This is a genomic window from Nostoc sp. UHCC 0302 (assembly GCF_038096175.1).
Classification (GTDB): domain Bacteria; phylum Cyanobacteriota; class Cyanobacteriia; order Cyanobacteriales; family Nostocaceae; genus UHCC-0302.
Genome location: NZ_CP151099.1, coordinates 2,658,924 through 2,675,691, shown reverse-complemented (window position 1 = coordinate 2,675,691; position 16,768 = coordinate 2,658,924). Strand labels below are relative to the sequence as shown.

Here is a 16,768-nt window from a genome sequence, read left to right as displayed (position 1 = left end):
ACAAGGGAGAAATCTAATTCTTTAATTCTGCCCAATCCCCAATCCTTAAAAAATGCTTGTGATAATCGGTAGTTGATCAAGAATCAATAATTAGGAGTGCAAACAAAACTAGTTATTTTTAACTGTGACGGAGTGTTGGTAGACAGCGAGACATTGGGTAATCGCGTTCTTGTCGAATTTGTCGCAGAATTCGGACTCGTGTTAGAACTTGAAGAAGCCATTTTATTATTCAAGGGTTGCAAAATGGCTGATTGTGTTGCTGTTATTGAGCAAAGGCTTGAGCAGAAATTACCGCAAGATTTTGTGACTCAGCTTCGTACCCGCACTGCCGAAGCATTTGAGCGTGAACTACTTCCTGTGGAAGGAATAGAAGCGGCTTTAGACAAAATTAATTTACCTATATGTGTTGCTTCTAGTGGGCCACTGGAAAAAATTAAGTTAGCTCTACGTGTCACTAACCTACTACCTCGATTTGAAGGGTGTATCTTTAGCTCGTATGAAATTGGAAGCTGGAAGCCAGCACCTGACTTATTCTTATATGCAGCTAAAAATATGGGAGTTCAACCTTCATCTTGCATTGTTGTAGAAGATAGTGTTTTGGGTGTGCGTGCAGCTATTGCCGCTAATATGAAAGCCTTAGGGTATACCAACCAAAGTGAGGCTACTTTACTACAGTCATTTGCAATACCTATCTTTGACTCTATGTACCAACTGCCTTGTTTACTGTCAGACTATTAGTTTTTAGCCCCGTGTCAGAATCTGGTAGGGTGCGTTAGGCTCAAGCGGCTTCTGCTTTCACTGTAGCGACTTCTGCTTTAACGTTTTCGTGTTTTGCGCAGCCTGTAGCGGCTTCTGCTTTCACTGTAGCGACTTCTGCTTTAACGTTTCCGTGTTTCGCGCAGCCTGTAGCGGCTTCTGCTTTCACTGTAGCGACTTCCGCTTTAACGTTTCCGTGTTTCGCGCAGCCTGTAGCGGCTTCTGCTTTCACTGTAGCGACTTCCGCTTTAACGTTTCCGTGTTTCGCGCAGCCTGTAGCAACTTCTGCTTTTACTGTAGCGACTTCTGCTTTAACGTTTCCGTGTTTCGCGCAGCCTGTAGCAACTTCTGCTTTCACTGTAGCGACTTCCGCTTTAACGTTTCCGTGTTTCGCGCAGCCTGTAGCAACTTCTGCTTTCACTGTAGCGACTTCCGCTTTAACGTTTCCGTGTTTCGCGCAGCCTGTAGCAACTTCTGCTTTCACTGTAGCGACTTCCGCTTTAACGTTTCCGTGTTTCGCGCAGCCTGTAGCAACTTCTGCTTTCACTGTAGCGACTTCCGCTTTAACGTTTCCGTGTTTCGCGCAGCCTGTAGCAACTTCTGCTTTCACTGTAGCGACTTCTGCTTTAACGTTTCCGTGTTTCACCTAAATTGTAACGGCTTGTGCCTTGACATTTTTGGCTTAAGACCAATTCTCTAAAATCAGGCAATAGATGTAAGTAAGGATTGTCTTGCTGCATCTAAATTTCTTAATTGCGAATTGGTATAAGACCAATTTTCTAAAAGAGCGCAAACGATTGCTTGACTTTTAAGACAGTCGCTACTAAAGTTGCTAGCTTGCCTCATTGTTAAACGAGTAAACCTTTGTACTTGTAGAAAGTTGTGCAACCATCTCGGCACGAGACGAAACCTCAAGCTTGCGAAACATTCTTTTTAGGGCTTGCTTCACAGAATTTTCAGTAATCCAAAGTTCAATGCCAATTTCTGCGTTGGTTCGTCCCAGAGCAACCAATTGGGCGATTTGCAGTTCACGGAATGTTAGGCAATCTGCCCTTAAGGGGCAGTGTTGTGAACGCACCGTTGCAGCCCAAGTTGACAAGTGTAGACAAAGTGCGCTCAAGTCCACTAGGTTTTGTGCGTTAAATGCTGGCGTTGCCTGCTCACGGGTAAAGCCCACAGCACCCACTAATTGACCATTGCTCACAATTGGCCCTGCCATAACGTGCCAATGATCAGCACGAGGGCAAATTAGACTCCAGACCTTTGGTGATACCACCAATGCTTCGTGAACTGGAGCATGACGCTCCACCAAGTAGCGCACAACTGGATTATGTTCGGTGGTTAACCCAAATTGCAATGCTTTCTGAAGTCTTCGGTCAGCGAAGGGAATTTGATCTAGGAAAAATAATCCTGACCGTTTAGCAGCAAAATGCTCTCTCGCCTCTACCGAAAGCTGCGATCGCAACGCCTGCTCATTTTTCGCTTGAGCGATCGATTTAAACAGAGACTGTAGCGAGTTCGTCATAGTTGTGCCTTTAAGAGTACTCGTTCGAGGACTGGGCGTGGTCAGTTACCACTCCTATTATGGATTTCATTGCAATTGTCATCAAGAAATTTATCCATGACTCACTCACAAAAGCACATCATTGGTTTGGTAATTTATCCGGGCATGACAACACTTGATTTTACAGGGCCACAGCAAGTTTTTAGTACGCTTCCCAATATCCAACTGCATCGAATCTGGAAAACGCTAGACCCGATCAAAACTGAAGAGGGATTGATCATTTTGCCCGATACCACCTTTGAAAATTGCCCGCGTTTAGATGTTATCTGTGTCGGCGGCGGCTCAGGACAAATAACAGTAGTAGATGATCCAGAGGTGATTGGATTTTTCCAGATGCAAGGTAGTACAGCAAAGTACATCACCTCTGTGTGCGGAGGTTCTGAATTTCTTGCTAAGGCAGGGCTACTACAAGGCTATCGAGCAGCGACTCACTGGATGGCACGCAAACAGCTAGCTCTTTTGGGAGTTGAGGTTGGAACAGAGCGAGTCGTAATTGACCGAAATCGCATCACTGGTGGGGGTGTTACGGCAGGTATTGATTTTGGCTTAGTTATTGCTAAAATGCTTTGTGGTGAGGAAACTGCCAAGATCACTGAACTATTAATGGAGTACGATCCAGCCCCTCCATTCAATGTAGGTTCACCAGAAAAAGCGGGAGCTGATTTAGTGAGCAAGGCGATCCCCTTCTATTTTAATTGGCTAAAGACTACTAAACCAGAGTTGGCTGAACTGTATGCTAAGGCATTTGGTGTAAAAGCAACATAGGCAAATCTGTCCTTTGCTGCACAAATAACCTCACGAACTATTGATCGAAGCTATGCGATAGCCGTAGGTTTAAGCTTCGCTTATCGCTCCTGCTCGTGAGGGTTTGATTGTAGTCTCTATAGCTTACAGCAAACCCAAATCTTTTAAACTTCGTCGTGTAATCTCAATTCGCCGAGGTGCATCCTCTGCTTTTTGCATATCAATAGTTGTTGCGAAAAAGTAAACGTTTTTATTCTGTTCTAAATATCCAACAAACCAACCAACTTGTGGATTAGTAGTGTTTAACCATCCTGTTTTTCCTCGCAATGTATATGCTGGAGTTTGTTCACGCACCATAATATCCTTGACAAGATTTATAGTCCGTTGCGAGAAGGGCAAATTGCCTCGATACAACCTTTGCAAGAAATTAATTTGTTCTTTGGGAGTAATTTGCAATGGCCCTTGCAGCCAGAAACGATCAATGTCTGCGGTAGTACCAATCTGACGATTACCGTAGCCAACTTTTTCGATAAATTGTTGCATCCGCTCATGTCCGGCTCTACGTGCCAATACTTGATAGAACCACACGGTTGAATCTTTGAAGGCTTGACGCAAATTTGTATCATGATTCCAGGCTTCGATATCTCGGTGAATCCCATCCCAAGTTAGGACAGCCACATCATCAGGAACGATACCCGTTTCTAAGGCTACCATCGCATTGAAAATTTTGAATGTCGAAGCTGGAATAATGGAAGTTGCGTTACGTTGAGGATTGTGTTCGTAGCTGCGATTATTATTTAAGTCATAAATTAAGATTGATCCCTCAAGTCCAAATTCTCGGAAGTGTCGCCCCAAATTTGGCGTTTGAGCAGTGATTTTAGCTGGATTTTCTGATGAGGTGGAAGCAGGTTGAGCCAGAACATGAATTGCTGTGAAACTAATCACAAGCAACAAAGCAAGGCATCCAATGACCTTGAAAATAAGAGATTGCGGCGATCGCTTTATGCGAAACAAGATTTTTACTCCTCGCAGATTAATAATAAACGGGAAATACTATACCGCAATCCTGTTCATTTCATCTTTCTAGCAATGAAGTGTCACACTTCAGCCGCAAAGAGCGCAGAGATTAACTTTATTTTTTACTCTGGAAAAATAAAAATAAGAGTCAGTTTTTTAAATTTTAGATATGAGGGGAATTTGAGCGTATCTTTTTAAGATAATAGTTGAAACAAAGGTTTTTGAGAAAAGCTTTATCTTGTAAGGATTACAAGTTATTCTCTCATAAAAGTAATATAAGAGCAGTATTTAGCAAGCAAATAGTGATTGTTTATATACCGCTTTTTGATACATTAAGAGCGAAATGCAAAATTTTTACAAAAATGAAAAATAAAGATGAATCATTTCAAGCTTTGCGTGGGCTAGCGATTGCGGCAGTAGTTACGATTCATGCATGTGGTATTAACAATAAAATTGCCTGGAACTATGAGTTATCGCTAATTATCAGGCAACTTATTAATTTTGCGGTTCCCATATTTATCTTCATTTCTGGTTATTTTGCATATAAAGGTGAGTTAAAAAAACGCTCAGACTATTTAGATTTTTATAAAAAAAGACTCAGCAGAATATTGCTACCTTATATAGCATGGTGTGTTTTAATAATATTGTTTTATAAGCCTAATTATCAATGGCATTGGAGCAAAATTTTTTATCATGTGATAACTGGACAGATTGTTACCCCTTACTACTTCGTCATTGTTCTTATTCAGTTAATTGTGTTGACACCTTTTATGGTTATGTCAACAAAAAGCACAGTTAAAAACTTTCTATGGTTGTCGCTGTCGCCTTTATCCTTAGTTGGGTTATATTTTTCTCACTTGTATTTTCACTATGAGATCAAACTTCCTTGGTACGCGCTCCCTTTTACTGTGTGGGTTAGCTTTTACTACTTTGGTATCCTAGCATCTCAAGGTAAGCTAGTAGTTCCAAATAAAAATATTAAAAATATAACTTTACTATATATATGTTCTATATTTTTAGCTGTTGCTGAAGGATTTTACCTTTGTAAAGCCCACAATCTTCATGGTTTTGCAGGTTCACAGATTAAGGTATCATCCTTTTTATCTTCGTTTTTATTAATACTACTATTCTTGGGGACAAGAAAAAAAATTGGTAATTGGCCAAAAGCTTTAATTATTCTTGGGGAATTTTCTTTTGGGATATATCTATTTCATGTACCAGTACTTGATTTGTTTAGTAGAATAACCAGCAAAATTGGTTTACAAAACTTTTGGATCACGCAATTACTAATAAATTCTTGGGGAGTGATAGCTTTATGCTGTGTTGTGATAATTGCCGCTAGAAAAGTTTTAGGGATTCAGGTTTCGCAGAAATACTTGGGAATGTAGCAAACACCAAATTAGGATGCTAGATCCCATCATAATTACTAGAAACCATCTTTAATTAATCTGCAAGGATTAATGATGTATTTTTCTTAGTGTCTTAGTAGGGGCAGTCCGTTTAAGTCGAGAAACTCACACACGGCTGCCCTCATCTTTCTTGTAAAAAATTGACTTTTGAACTACAAAGACATAAAGGTGAAAAGCTGACAATTAAGCATAGGATAAAAAATTAAACCAAGTGCGATCGCTTTAAGAGTTTTCTTCAGAGAGGATAGCAATAATATCAGTAAGTGAGCGATCGCGAGGGCGTTCTTCTGGAGTTTCTTTACCCAAGGATGTGTCTTTGACAAAGCGATAAATATCTGCGGCTCCTTCAAAGGTGCGTTCTGTTAAACCAACAGCACCAAATGTAGCTGCTATCTCTTCCATCTCACCAACCCAACGATGTGCCTTCGGTATCATTTATTTCCCGGCTCCAAATCTTCGCAGTATCACCTCACATCATCGCCACTCACCTTGTAAAGTAAAAGCCGCCCAGACATTAGTCCGAGAATAATTGGGATTGGGACTGCGCCACATTTCTAATTGTGCAGCCCTCAGCGCTGCTACAGGTCGTAAATTATCTTTGAGCATTTTTGTGTAAAATTTTGTCATTAATTCTGCTGTTCCTTTATCGTCTACACTCCACAAACTGACAGCAACTCGTGGACTACCTGCATACATAAATCCTCTTGTCAATCCTACCAAACCTTCACCTTTTACTTGTTCTCCAAGTCCGGTTTCACAAGCGCTTAGCACCACTAATTCTGCTGGGAGGTTGAGGTTGAAAATATCTTGAAGTTGAAGAAAACCATCTTCAGCATTTCCTTTTGAATCTACCAAAGACAGCACTACACTAGAACACTTAGGATTGTTCGTATCGAAAAATCCGTGAGTTGCAAAGTGTACAATTTGGTATTGACTCATTTCTGGATTCGTTACGGTAGTGCGATTAGCATCAAAATCAAAAGCTGATTTGCTTGATGATTTGGGAACTAAACTCAAAATATTTGTGGCTTCTGTATGTGTGCCTTCAAGGCGAGGAAAGCTAAGATTTGAATCACAGCTATAACGCTTCATTGCTAAAGCATTTAACTCAGTAGAGTTGGGATTTTTACCTCTATTTTGACCACCTTGAGCTACACTTGGCTTTAAGCGATTATCATCTTTACTAAATACCGGGTCTGCCAACACAGCTAATTTTTTTACAGCAATATTGCGGTTTTTAATTTCATTCCTCACCACCGCAATTGTAGAAGCTGAAGGCGCATTCACAATTTCATGTTCTACTAACAACGGTTGTAATTTTGTTGATGTTGGATTTGGCAACGCTGCAAAGGGTATATATTGTAAAATTCCATCACCCACAATCAACAATCGCTTATTTCCTAATTCCTCCGCTACAGGCTGAAGTAACATTTGACTTAATTTAGTGGCAACTTTTTCAGGATTTTCAGCATTTTTTCTAGGTTGAACTGTAATTCCACCTCGTGAATATAATTCCCCGCCGCCTTTGATATTTTGAGCAAACTTCTTAGCTACCGTTTCAATATCTTCACCTTTGGGTAATTCATAACTTTTTATTCCCGTCTTTGTCACTAGCCAAAGATAACTGTGTTCCTGTCCAAGGGAATATTGTAAAAGAATTGTGTTGTCATCAAGAACTAAGGATTGAATTTCTGCGAGTGTCAGGGGTTGGGGTTGGGTGATTGCTGCATAACCCGGACTTTTAGCGCGGATAGAAGCTAGGATTTGCTGATATTTCTCTGAAAGTTCCTCAATTTCTTTATTTAATTCATCTACTTGCTCTGGGGGTTTTTTACTTGATAAGAGTTCAATCCGGATTTTTCTTCTGGCATCAATTTGTTGTTGTAGACTACGTTCCTCTTCTAAGAGTTTTGGATCTACTCCTTTACGGATATCTGCATGGGCTTCAGTCAGGAGTTCTAGCAGACTGCGGGCGCGGGAGCGTTCGCTGGTGTTGAGGGCAAGAGTGTTGTATCCTTTTGATGGGTCTTGTTTGTGCAGTTCCATCAAAATGTCGATTTTCAGTTGATAATAATCTTGTACGGTAGCGAAAAAAGAAGTTTTTAAATCTTCACTAGCGACTTCTTTGCGGATGTTTTCAATGATTTTGATTGCTTTATCTATTTCGCTGAGGGATTCTGGTAATTGGTTGTTTTGGCGTTGCAGTTTGGCGATATTGTAGTGACTTTGGGCTTGTTCAGTACTTAAGCCCATTTGAGCATAAAGAGCAAGTTGTTCTTGATAAGCTTGGATGGCTTTTTGGGGTTGTTTGAAGGCGGCGTAAGCTTCAGCCGTTCGGGTGTAAGCTATACCTTCTATCTCCCTAGCGCCTATTTCTCGTGCCAATTTTCTGGCTTTTTGAGAGTCTTCTAGAGCCTGGGAATAATTTCCTTGTTTACTCTCAACTTGAGCGTGGATATTCAGCATATTTGCTTCTATGGCTGATTTAAACTCAATCACCTCTAAATTACGAGATAAATCTAGAGCCTGATTGGCAAAACTAATTGCTTGTTGATCATTTCCGGAATTGAGGTAAGTTGGACTAATAAGCTCTAATGATAAGGCTTCATAGTGACAGTTTCCCGTTATTCGGGATGTAGACAAGGCTTGCTGATAATAGTTCAGAGCTTGTGGGTAATTTTGTAACTTTCGATATATATAACCAATATCCCACAGAGTACTAATTTCACTGCTGCGATCGCCAATATTTATCCATAAAAATAATGCTTTATTATAAGCATTTAAACTCTCAGGATACGCCCCTAAAGATAAGTAAACATTACCAAGAGTATTTAAAGTATCTGCTTCTGCTGGAAGAGTTTTAATCTGACGTTGAATGTCTAAAGCTTGGTTGAGGGAATTAATGGCTTCTTGTTTTTTACCTTGCTTATTTAGAATATTAGCAATCTCGGTGATTGTCTCTGCTTCCTTGGGTTTAGCGCCCATAATTCTTATCAATTTTAGTGCTTGTTGATAAACTTCCAGGGCTTTTGGATACTCCCCGATGATTTCGTATTGATCGCCAATAAATCCTAGCTTATCTGCTTGAAAACTCAGAATTTCTTGTTTACCAAACTGTTGGGCTTCTCGTTTCGATTTTTCGATCAGATTGTAGGTAGCTGCATTAAGATTAGCCGTTTCTGATTGGTTCGACGAATTCTTTGGTTGCTCAATTTGGGGAGTTTTTTTTAATGATACTAATTTATTTGTACATATGGATTCTGATAACAATTCGTACTCCAAATTAGATACACTTCTATCTCTTTTAAATTCTGGATCGAAAGTATTAGCTTGCTTGAAGATTTCAACGCTTTTATTTATTTCACCTAAGTGTATATAAAAACCAGCAATTTTTTCAAGTATTTCAGATTGTTTGACTACATCACCTTTTTCTTTCCAGTATTCCAAAGCTTTGTTGTAATACTCAAGTGCTTTCTTTTTTTCGCCTAAGTCAATACCGTAAATACGCCCAATTTGACTTAAAGAAATAGGTCGGTAATTCGGATTTTCAGAAACCCGTGATGCAAGTTGAGAGTTATCGATCGCCTTTTGATATTCTCCCAAGCGATCATAGCTCCAGGTAAGAAAGGTAATAGCTCCTTCCTCACAGTTGCGTTCTTTTAAAGCTTGACAAATAGGTAGTGCTTTCTCGGCATATTCCACACCTTTGGCATATTCTCCCCGAAACGAGTAGAATCCAGCAATTTTATTGAGAGTTTTGGCTTCTTTGTTCAGGTCTTTTGCTATACGCCAATATTTTAGCGCTTCTTCCCATTTAGCAATGACTTGGGTAATGGGTGTCGTTTTTACGTCTAACTTTTTAGCTTCTGCTTCTGCTTTTTCAGCCGCAGCACGGTTGCTGTTTGGAGTGTTGGTTTGGGTTTGGAGTTGAGGCGGTGGGGTTGAAGGTGTCAGTTTGGGATAGGCGTTGACGCTTTCTGAATACAAAGATACATACAACAACAGGATTGACCCTAGAAGATGCAGTTGAGGCGTGTTGGCGTTAACGATTTTCAGGACAAATTTTCCCCATTTTGAAAAATTTTTAGCCATTACTGTACTTCTTCATTTTCCACTATTTCATAATTTACGCATATTTCTGGCGGAATGAGGCGTATGCAACGAATGGCACGCTTGTTTCGACCAAACCCTTGCCAGTAAATTTGTTGCAAGATGCGAAAGTAGAGCGAATTGTTTTTAATCCCTTCGTAAGAGCCTATCAATCTATTGTTCCTCTAGCAGAGCGACTTGGGTTGCACATTGAAACAGATAATAGACTGAGTGAGCGCGTACTGAGTTCACAACCATTGGATGATTGGCGCGATCGCTTGGCTGAGACATTTGTCAATCTAGATATTTTTTTCGAGGGAGGTGAATCGAGCCGCGTTGCAATGAAGCGAGGAGTCGCTGTATTAGATGAGATATTATTACAACAGTCAACAACCACGAGCGTTATAGTTACACATGGCAATTTAATGACACTAATGTTGAAACATTTTGATCAGTGTATTGGCTATACTGAATGGGAAAATCTGAGTAATCCAGATGTGTATTATTTGCGATTTATTGACTCTGATATATCTATTGAGCAACTGAAAAAAGTTTCCTAAAAAATCATTGTAGCGGATGTTTTAAGCTGCTGTTGATGATACCAAAGCGATTAATTATTAAAATTACAAACTTTCTGGCAATTTTGGCGGTTCTATATTAAACCATTTTTGGTAAATTTGTTTGTAAGTGCCATTAGATAGCAAAGTAGCTATGCCTTGATTAATAGCATCCAGATGAAGAGAATCTTTAGGTGTAGCAATGCCGTAGTATTCCTCTGTGAGTAACTCACTCACAACTTTGATACCGTTGATTTTGCCATTTTTAATTGCATATAAAGTAGCAAAAGCATCGCTAACTACAGCATCAGCATTACCATTGAGCAAGTCTTGAAAAAATTCTGGCCCAGAATTAAACGTACTAATTTTGGCATTAGGGATAGTTTTAGCAAAGTCTGCGCCAGTTGAACCAATCTGCACAGCAATTTTTTTACCTTTAAGACTGTTGAAGTCTTTGATATCTTGGTTGTCTTTGCGAGTTGCGATCGCCAGCCCTGCTTTAAAATAAGGACGGGAAAAAGAAATTGTTTTCAAGCGTTCAGCAGTGATTGTAATACCACTAATTGCTGCATCAACTCTTTTGGCTTGCAAAGTAGAAATCATGCCATCAAAGGGCATACTTTCAAACTGAACTACAAATCCAGATACCTTGGCGATCGCATTCATCAAATCAATATCAAAGCCTTGTATTTTACCTTGAGGTGTTTGAAACTCAAAAGGAACAAAGGTAGGGTCTGTAGCGATTTTCCAAGTTTTAGCACTTGGATTTACAGATGGATTATAACTATTACAAGCAATAACCAATAGTAAACAGCCTAAGCCTAAAAATAGGTTTCGCCAATTAAATTTAAGCAATTCCGTCATAGTCTGGATTTGTGTTACAGCCTCTAGCTTAAACAGAGATATAGTACACAATACAGTTTAGAGGCATAAGCCGCATAAGATGCATGATAGTAGATATGGCGCTCGCAGTCCGCCCATTATATAATTCTGAATTCTGTCATTGAGCGTTTTTAACTTTTTATGACAAGAGTAGTAATGATGATTTCGATATTACACCTACTACTACAAAATTAGCAGACAATCATGAAACTTTACGCTCAGGTACTTGTCTACAAATTTTATTGCTGATGCAGATTCTCTTTCCAAAAAGCTCTTACAGAAAAGAGTTTGCGGCATTTTACCCTATTGTTCTCTCATGAGAGTTACGGAAGATTGATAGTTTCTATGTACTAAGTAAAATACATAATTGCTGTTACTAATATTTGCTGCTTGATTCTTGGATGAGTACATGTTACTATCCGTAGAGTCATTTAAAAACTTAATCTGATTAGTTTCCCATAAATTGAAATTTTACTTAGTAATTAGGCACTATTTATACAGTTGCCTAAGCGTAATATAAGACTTTCTCCGCTTGAACTTTCAATTTCTTTGAAAGTTTACAGTTAAACTATCGTGCATTTAACTTGCATAAATTTTCGTCTAGGAAGTCCAGAGTCCAGTTTCACCTTGACTTTAGACTCTTGACAACCCTCATGAGTAAATATGCAATTTAAAAGTATAATAGCTTACTTGTGGTGAAGGAATGTGTATAGCATTAATGTTCTTTCCCTCAGTGGTTGGAGCTAAAAAATTTATGTACCTAAATAATGGCAGTTAGACCATGAAAATCATGGGAAAATTATGTTGCTTACAGGCATCCTACAGCTTTTGGAACGTAATGAAGATGCAACCAGAAAACTCAGTTAGCCGTAGGGGATATCGCAGTAATATATTCAAGTTCTGGCACATAGGAATTACTCTGGCTGCAACAAGCGGAGTTGTTTTCAGGGCAAACGCATCTAAAGTATAAGAATCCTTTAATAGCAAGGGTTTCGGCGTTTTTTAATTTAGCCTATTTTTTCATCAAGATCCATGCCCAGCAAAGGTTTCAGAAATACCGTGCGTTCGCCCTGGAGTTGTTTTTTGTGGGAATAGTGTAATAGCTCAAATTGTTCCAGATCAAACTTTAGGGGTAGAAAATTCTGTTGTCACACCTAATGTTGATATTAAAGGTGTGTCGAGCGATCGCATAGATGGTGGTGCTATTCGCGGTTCTGGTCTATTTCATAGTTTTCAAGAATTCAATGTCAGAGAGGGACGAGGAGCTTATTTCAGCAATCCCACTGGAATTGAGAACATTTTTAGTCGAGTGACGGGGAGCAATGCCTCAAATATTTATGGAAGACTGGGTGTTCTAGGGAATGCGAATTTGTTCTTGCTCAACCCCAACGGAATTATTTTTGGCCCTAATGCATCCTTAGATTTGAATGGTTCATTTTTAGGTAGTACAGGCAATAGTTTTAATTTTGGGGATGGGAAAGAGTTTAGCGCTACCAATCCCACAGCCTTGCCATTACTATCTGTGTCAGTACCTTTAGGAGTGCAATTTAATCAGGGACAGCCGAGTGCGATCGCCAATTTTGGGAATCTCTCAACAAGCCAAAACTTAACGCTGTTGGGAGGTACAGTTGCAAGTACAGGGCAGTTGTCAGCAGCAGGACAGATTGCTGTTGCAGCAGTGCCAGGTGGTAGTGTTGTGAACCTGAGTTCAACAGGACAATTTCAAAATATTGATACTTCATCTATAAAGACTGGAAATTCAACTTCTCTGGCTGAGTTACTGACAAATATTGATGAGCGATCGCGTTTAGGGTTGACAGTGAATAGCAACGGACAGGTTGAATTATCAAGTTCTGGCTTACCTGTAGTAGATGGTGATTTAGTCGCAAACAAAGTTACAGCTCAGAGTGCAACACTCACAGCGCATAATAATTTAACGTTGGTAGACAGTCAGATAGCGACAACTGGAGATTTGAACCTGCTAGCAGGGGATACAGTGCGAGTGCGAGATAGCGTAGCGAATCCCTTTGTGGCGCAAGCTGGAGGAAACTTATTAGTTCAAGGCAGACAAGCAGTTGATATTTTTGCTTTGAATAATTCTTCTAGCGGTCTATTGTCGGGCGGGAATATGGTGTTGCGATCGGCTAACGCAGTCGGAGGCGATGCACATTACTGGACTGGAGGCAGTTTTCGGATTGAACAATTAGATGGGAGTTTAGGCGGTCTATTTAGCCCTTATGATCCGATTATTCGAGCTGCTGAAGATGTGAGTTTTGAAAGCTATAGCGGAGGTTCATTACACATTCTTGCTGGAGGGAGTGTGAGAATCGATAGCACAGTTGTAATTACAGGTGCAGATGGAACGAATGGGCTTATTGAAGAAAATGTACCACTATCAGATGGGACATCAATAAGCATTAACGGCAGAAACTCTTCAACTCTGGATATTCGAGCAGGTACAACCGCCTTTAATCCTGTAGCGAACATACCAGATCCTGTTCCAGGAATTGTCAATTTAAGGATTGATAGTGTACCAACAAGTGCAAATATTACGAATAGGAAGCATTAGCATACAAGGTGATGGTCAAGTATTTTTAACCAATCAATTTCAGTCAAATAATCTACAAGGTTCAATTGAAATTACAAGTGGAATAAATACTTCTAATGGTTTGACATCAGTTCTTGCCTCCGGTAATCCAGTCACGATAGATGCTATAAGCGATGTTACGATTGCTGCAAACATTTTTAATAGTATAAATAATGGCACAGTTGGAAATGTCAAGATACTTAGCGAAGGAAACATTACTACTGCTGGAATAGAGTCCTTTGTGGCTGCTGGCGGTAATGGTGATGGTGGAAATATTACTCTCACAAGCAGAAATGGAAGCATTAACACTAGAGGAAAAATAGTTTCCTCTACTCCTGATGGTAATAGTGGGAACATTCGCCTTCAAGCTAACAGCAACATCACAATTGCAAATGAAATTGCGTCTCGTATCCTCGAAGCTGGAGCAGGAAGAGGAAGAGCAGGAACAATCGATATTATCAGTAACACTGGTAACATAAATCTTGTAGGAGAAGATACACCTTCTGCTATTGAAATTGAAAACATTAGACTGAGAAAGTTGATTAGAGATATCAGGTCTTCTAACCCTAATGGAATTGGTGGAAATATAACACTTACTGCTTCTCAGGGTCAGATTCTAGTAACTCCGACAGGGAGGGGTCAGACTGTACGAACTGTTGACAATCAAGATGACACAACAGGGTGGAAACTCAGAGCAGAGTCGAGTAATGGAGTAGCTGGAGATGTTACCCTTACCGCTCTAGGTAATATTCAATCTCCCAACATACAAGCTTCTAGCGTTAATAATCTCCCAGATAGAAACTTTGCTGGTATCTCTATTAATTCGTCAACAGGTACGGTGTTTATAGACAACGCCACATTAAACACCACTAACACCAGGGGAAACGCATCTTATTTCTTACTAAGAATTATCTAGCATAATGGCAATTGTCCCTACACAATGTGCTACCAAGGCGTTGAACAAGTCTATTGCCGCTCGCTGAAGGACAGCCAACATATCAATGCTGTGTTTCTGGCAGGCTCCCTGCTCAACAAAACTAACTATGGTGAAGCTGACTATCAGTATTTTTTATCTACAATGCTGATACACCCGTAAATCTAGAAGAAAAGCTGACTATGGCTTCCACCCCTGCTTACCGAATTGCTGATTTGTTCGCTGCACGAGCCAAAAATATAGCGCCACCAACTTACGGGACAGAGTTAACCAAGATTATCACCGTTAGTTTTGCTTACGGTCTAGCTGATCCAACTCTGTTTCCTCATGACGATTTGGCTGCTGCAAGTGCCGAGGTCTTAACAAAAGAGGCTCCTACTGCCCTGAATTACGGCCCACCCGCAGCACAACTATATGAGCAAATCATCCTCCGCTTGCAGGCACAAGGGATTACCGCCGATCGCGATCGCATTCTCATCGGTTATGGTTCTGGTCAAATATTGGGCTTACTTCCAGATGTATTTGTCGAACCAGGTGATGTGGTAATTGTTGAAGGGCCAACCTTTTTGGGAGTAGTTACCAGATTCGTCAGTGCTGGTGCAAAGATAATTACTATTCCTGTGGATGAGTTGGGGATGGATGTAGATGCGCTGGAAGCAACTTTGATTGATTTGCAAAAACAGGGCATTCGACCGAGATTTATTTACACCATCCCGACTTTTCACAATCCTACAGGTGTAACTATGCCGTTGTCTCGGCGACAAAAGCTAGTAGCGCTGGCGGCAGAATATGGGGTTTTAGTGGTGGAAGATGATGCCTATAGTGATTTACGTTTTCGTGGCGAAACTGTACCTACCCTGGCATCTCTAGATAAGGCGGGATGGGTATTGTATGTGAGTACCTTCTCGAAAATCATTGTACCCGGTGTACGCTTGGGATGGGCTTGCGGCGCTCCACCGATTATTGAGCGGTTGGCAATGTTCAAAAGCGAGGGGCCTGTAGGGCCGTTTATCAGCCATGTCATCGCCCGCTATTGTGCCGCAGGCAAACTAGATGCACACATCCAAAAACTCGTCGCCTCTTACCAGCATAAATGTGATGTGATGCTAGAGGCGATCGCTCATGAATTTCCTAGTGATGTCATTGCTTTACGGCCTGATGGAGGTTTTTTCGTCTGGTGTAAATTGCCCGCAGACATCAGTGCTAAAACGCTCTTGAACGCTTCTGGCGAACACGGCGTGACATTTTTACCAGGAACTCGCTGCTATACCAATGGAGAAGGAGATGATGCCATCAGACTAGCTTTTAGCTATCAGCCAACTGAGAAGATTGTCGAAGGAATTGCCACGCTGGGAGCGGTGTTGCGCCAACTGCGGCAGTGAAATCAGAAGGTAAAGGATATTGTATGTCACCTCATTTGTTTGTTTCTCAAATTGCTGAGAGCTTTTCGAGTTCGATATAAGGAACAACACGTTTAGAGTCGCGTTCTGCTGAGCTTCTTGTTTGCTAATAATTACCTGCACTATGCTGATTTTTCTTAACGATACAACTGGTGATATTCTGGGTTTGCTAACCAACCAAACGCTTTTGTCAACCGTTTAGTGAAGTTGAACTGCGCCGCTATTTCTCCAGCTTCTAAAATTGCCTCATCAGTCAAGCCCAATTCACGCAAAGGCTTGAGGTCTTGTGGACTCATCTCATAGGAATCTCGCGTAATCTTGACAGCAAAATCGAGTAAGGCTTGTTCTGTTTGGCTGAGGTTAGCACGATGGTAGTTAAGTGCAACCAAGTCAGCCAGCACAGGATCACCAACAACCTCTCGCAGTTGTGCTTGGTGAGTCACTACGCAGCATTCACAATGAACTTCTGCTGAAACCACAACTGCAATCAACTCTCGCTCTCTGGAAGAAAGTTGTCCTGGAGTGTTCATCACCGAATTATAGTACTGAAACCAGCGCAGCAGATGTTCGGGATTTAAGGCAAAACCCCGAAAGAAGTTATGAACAAAACCATAGCGATCGCGTAGATTATGGAAAATAGCTTGCACTTCTTTTGGTAAATTCTCTTCTTCAGGCAGCTTGAGCCAAGAGATTTCTGTATCAGTGGTTGGATGTTGCAAAATCGTTGTATTAGAGCCATTGTTAGACATAAAAATTCCTCTTTTTGTTGACTATTGAATGTTGAGAATAACTATCAGTTTTCGCTTTTTTATCTGTTCTCCATCAAAGT

At 40.6% G+C, this 16,768-nt stretch carries 14 protein-coding genes; 7 read left to right on the top strand and 7 right to left on the bottom strand.

All coding sequences use genetic code 11. The features are described 5' to 3' along the window. The first annotated feature begins 96 nt into the window (after positions 1 to 96). Positions 97 to 738: an HAD family hydrolase gene (locus WKK05_RS11085; protein ID WP_341529779.1), complete on the top strand. Its 642-nt coding sequence runs from the start codon at positions 97 to 99 to the stop codon at positions 736 to 738. Between the two features lie 40 nt (positions 739 to 778). Here WKK05_RS11085 and WKK05_RS11080 read toward each other — a convergent pair whose 3' ends face one another. Together WKK05_RS11080 and WKK05_RS11075 are read right to left on the bottom strand one after the other, a co-directional pair. Further along, entirely contained in the window at positions 779 to 1,402 is a 624-nt protein-coding gene (locus WKK05_RS11080) for a hypothetical protein (protein ID WP_341529778.1), read from the bottom strand. 186 nt (positions 1,403 to 1,588) lie between these two features. After that, entirely contained in the window at positions 1,589 to 2,281 is a 693-nt protein-coding gene (locus tag WKK05_RS11075) for a LuxR C-terminal-related transcriptional regulator (protein ID WP_341529777.1), read from the bottom strand. A gap of 96 nt (positions 2,282 to 2,377) precedes the next feature. Between WKK05_RS11075 and WKK05_RS11070 the strand changes: the two genes are divergently transcribed. Continuing rightward, positions 2,378 to 3,085 carry a DJ-1/PfpI family protein gene (locus WKK05_RS11070; protein WP_341529776.1) on the top strand — a complete coding sequence of 236 codons (708 nt, stop codon included), beginning with the start codon at positions 2,378 to 2,380 and terminating at the stop codon, positions 3,083 to 3,085. A gap of 123 nt (positions 3,086 to 3,208) precedes the next feature. On the opposite strand, the gene blaOXA is transcribed toward WKK05_RS11070, so the two are convergent. Further along, positions 3,209 to 4,081 (bottom strand): class D beta-lactamase, encoded by an 873-nt coding sequence (gene blaOXA, locus WKK05_RS11065; protein ID WP_341531064.1) that lies wholly within the window; start codon positions 4,079 to 4,081, stop codon positions 3,209 to 3,211. A gap of 221 nt (positions 4,082 to 4,302) precedes the next feature. Between blaOXA and WKK05_RS11060 the strand changes: the two genes are divergently transcribed. Then, positions 4,303 to 5,469: an acyltransferase gene (locus WKK05_RS11060; protein WP_341529775.1), complete on the top strand. Its 1,167-nt coding sequence runs from the start codon at positions 4,303 to 4,305 to the stop codon at positions 5,467 to 5,469. Positions 5,470 to 5,712: 243 nt separating this feature from the next. Here WKK05_RS11060 and WKK05_RS11055 read toward each other — a convergent pair whose 3' ends face one another. Together WKK05_RS11055 and WKK05_RS11050 are read right to left on the bottom strand one after the other, a co-directional pair. Then, positions 5,713 to 5,925 carry a DUF1932 domain-containing protein gene (locus WKK05_RS11055; RefSeq protein WP_341529774.1) on the bottom strand — a complete coding sequence of 71 codons (213 nt, stop codon included), beginning with the start codon at positions 5,923 to 5,925 and terminating at the stop codon, positions 5,713 to 5,715. Positions 5,926 to 5,964: 39 nt separating this feature from the next. Further along, complete coding sequence (locus WKK05_RS11050; RefSeq protein WP_341529773.1) at positions 5,965 to 9,582, bottom strand: CHAT domain-containing protein; 3,618 nt, start codon at positions 9,580 to 9,582, stop codon at positions 5,965 to 5,967. 98 nt (positions 9,583 to 9,680) lie between these two features. Between WKK05_RS11050 and WKK05_RS11045 the strand changes: the two genes are divergently transcribed. Continuing rightward, complete coding sequence (locus tag WKK05_RS11045; RefSeq protein ID WP_341529772.1) at positions 9,681 to 10,139, top strand: histidine phosphatase family protein; 459 nt, start codon at positions 9,681 to 9,683, stop codon at positions 10,137 to 10,139. Between the two features lie 63 nt (positions 10,140 to 10,202). Here WKK05_RS11045 and WKK05_RS11040 read toward each other — a convergent pair whose 3' ends face one another. Next, positions 10,203 to 11,000, bottom strand: a complete 798-nt coding sequence (locus WKK05_RS11040) for a basic amino acid ABC transporter substrate-binding protein (RefSeq protein WP_341529771.1) — start codon at positions 10,998 to 11,000, stop codon at positions 10,203 to 10,205. Between the two features lie 1,072 nt (positions 11,001 to 12,072). Here WKK05_RS11040 and WKK05_RS11035 point away from each other — a divergent pair. The 3 genes from WKK05_RS11035 to WKK05_RS11025 all read left to right on the top strand — a co-directional run bounded on the left by WKK05_RS11035 (position 12,073) and on the right by WKK05_RS11025 (position 15,921). After that, positions 12,073 to 13,587, top strand: a complete 1,515-nt coding sequence (locus WKK05_RS11035; protein ID WP_341531063.1) for a filamentous hemagglutinin N-terminal domain-containing protein — start codon at positions 12,073 to 12,075, stop codon at positions 13,585 to 13,587. Continuing rightward, a complete protein-coding gene (locus WKK05_RS11030; RefSeq protein WP_341529770.1) occupies positions 13,547 to 14,521 on the top strand; it encodes a hypothetical protein in 975 nt (324 codons plus the stop codon). Before WKK05_RS11035 ends, WKK05_RS11030 begins: the two co-directional genes overlap by 41 nt. A 200-nt stretch (positions 14,522 to 14,721) precedes the next feature. Next, complete coding sequence (locus WKK05_RS11025; RefSeq protein WP_341529769.1) at positions 14,722 to 15,921, top strand: PLP-dependent aminotransferase family protein; 1,200 nt, start codon at positions 14,722 to 14,724, stop codon at positions 15,919 to 15,921. Between the two features lie 155 nt (positions 15,922 to 16,076). Here WKK05_RS11025 and WKK05_RS11020 read toward each other — a convergent pair whose 3' ends face one another. Further along, positions 16,077 to 16,688, bottom strand: coding sequence for a peroxidase-related enzyme (locus WKK05_RS11020; protein ID WP_341529768.1), 612 nt, complete (start codon positions 16,686 to 16,688; stop codon positions 16,077 to 16,079). Positions 16,689 to 16,768 lie beyond the last annotated feature (80 nt).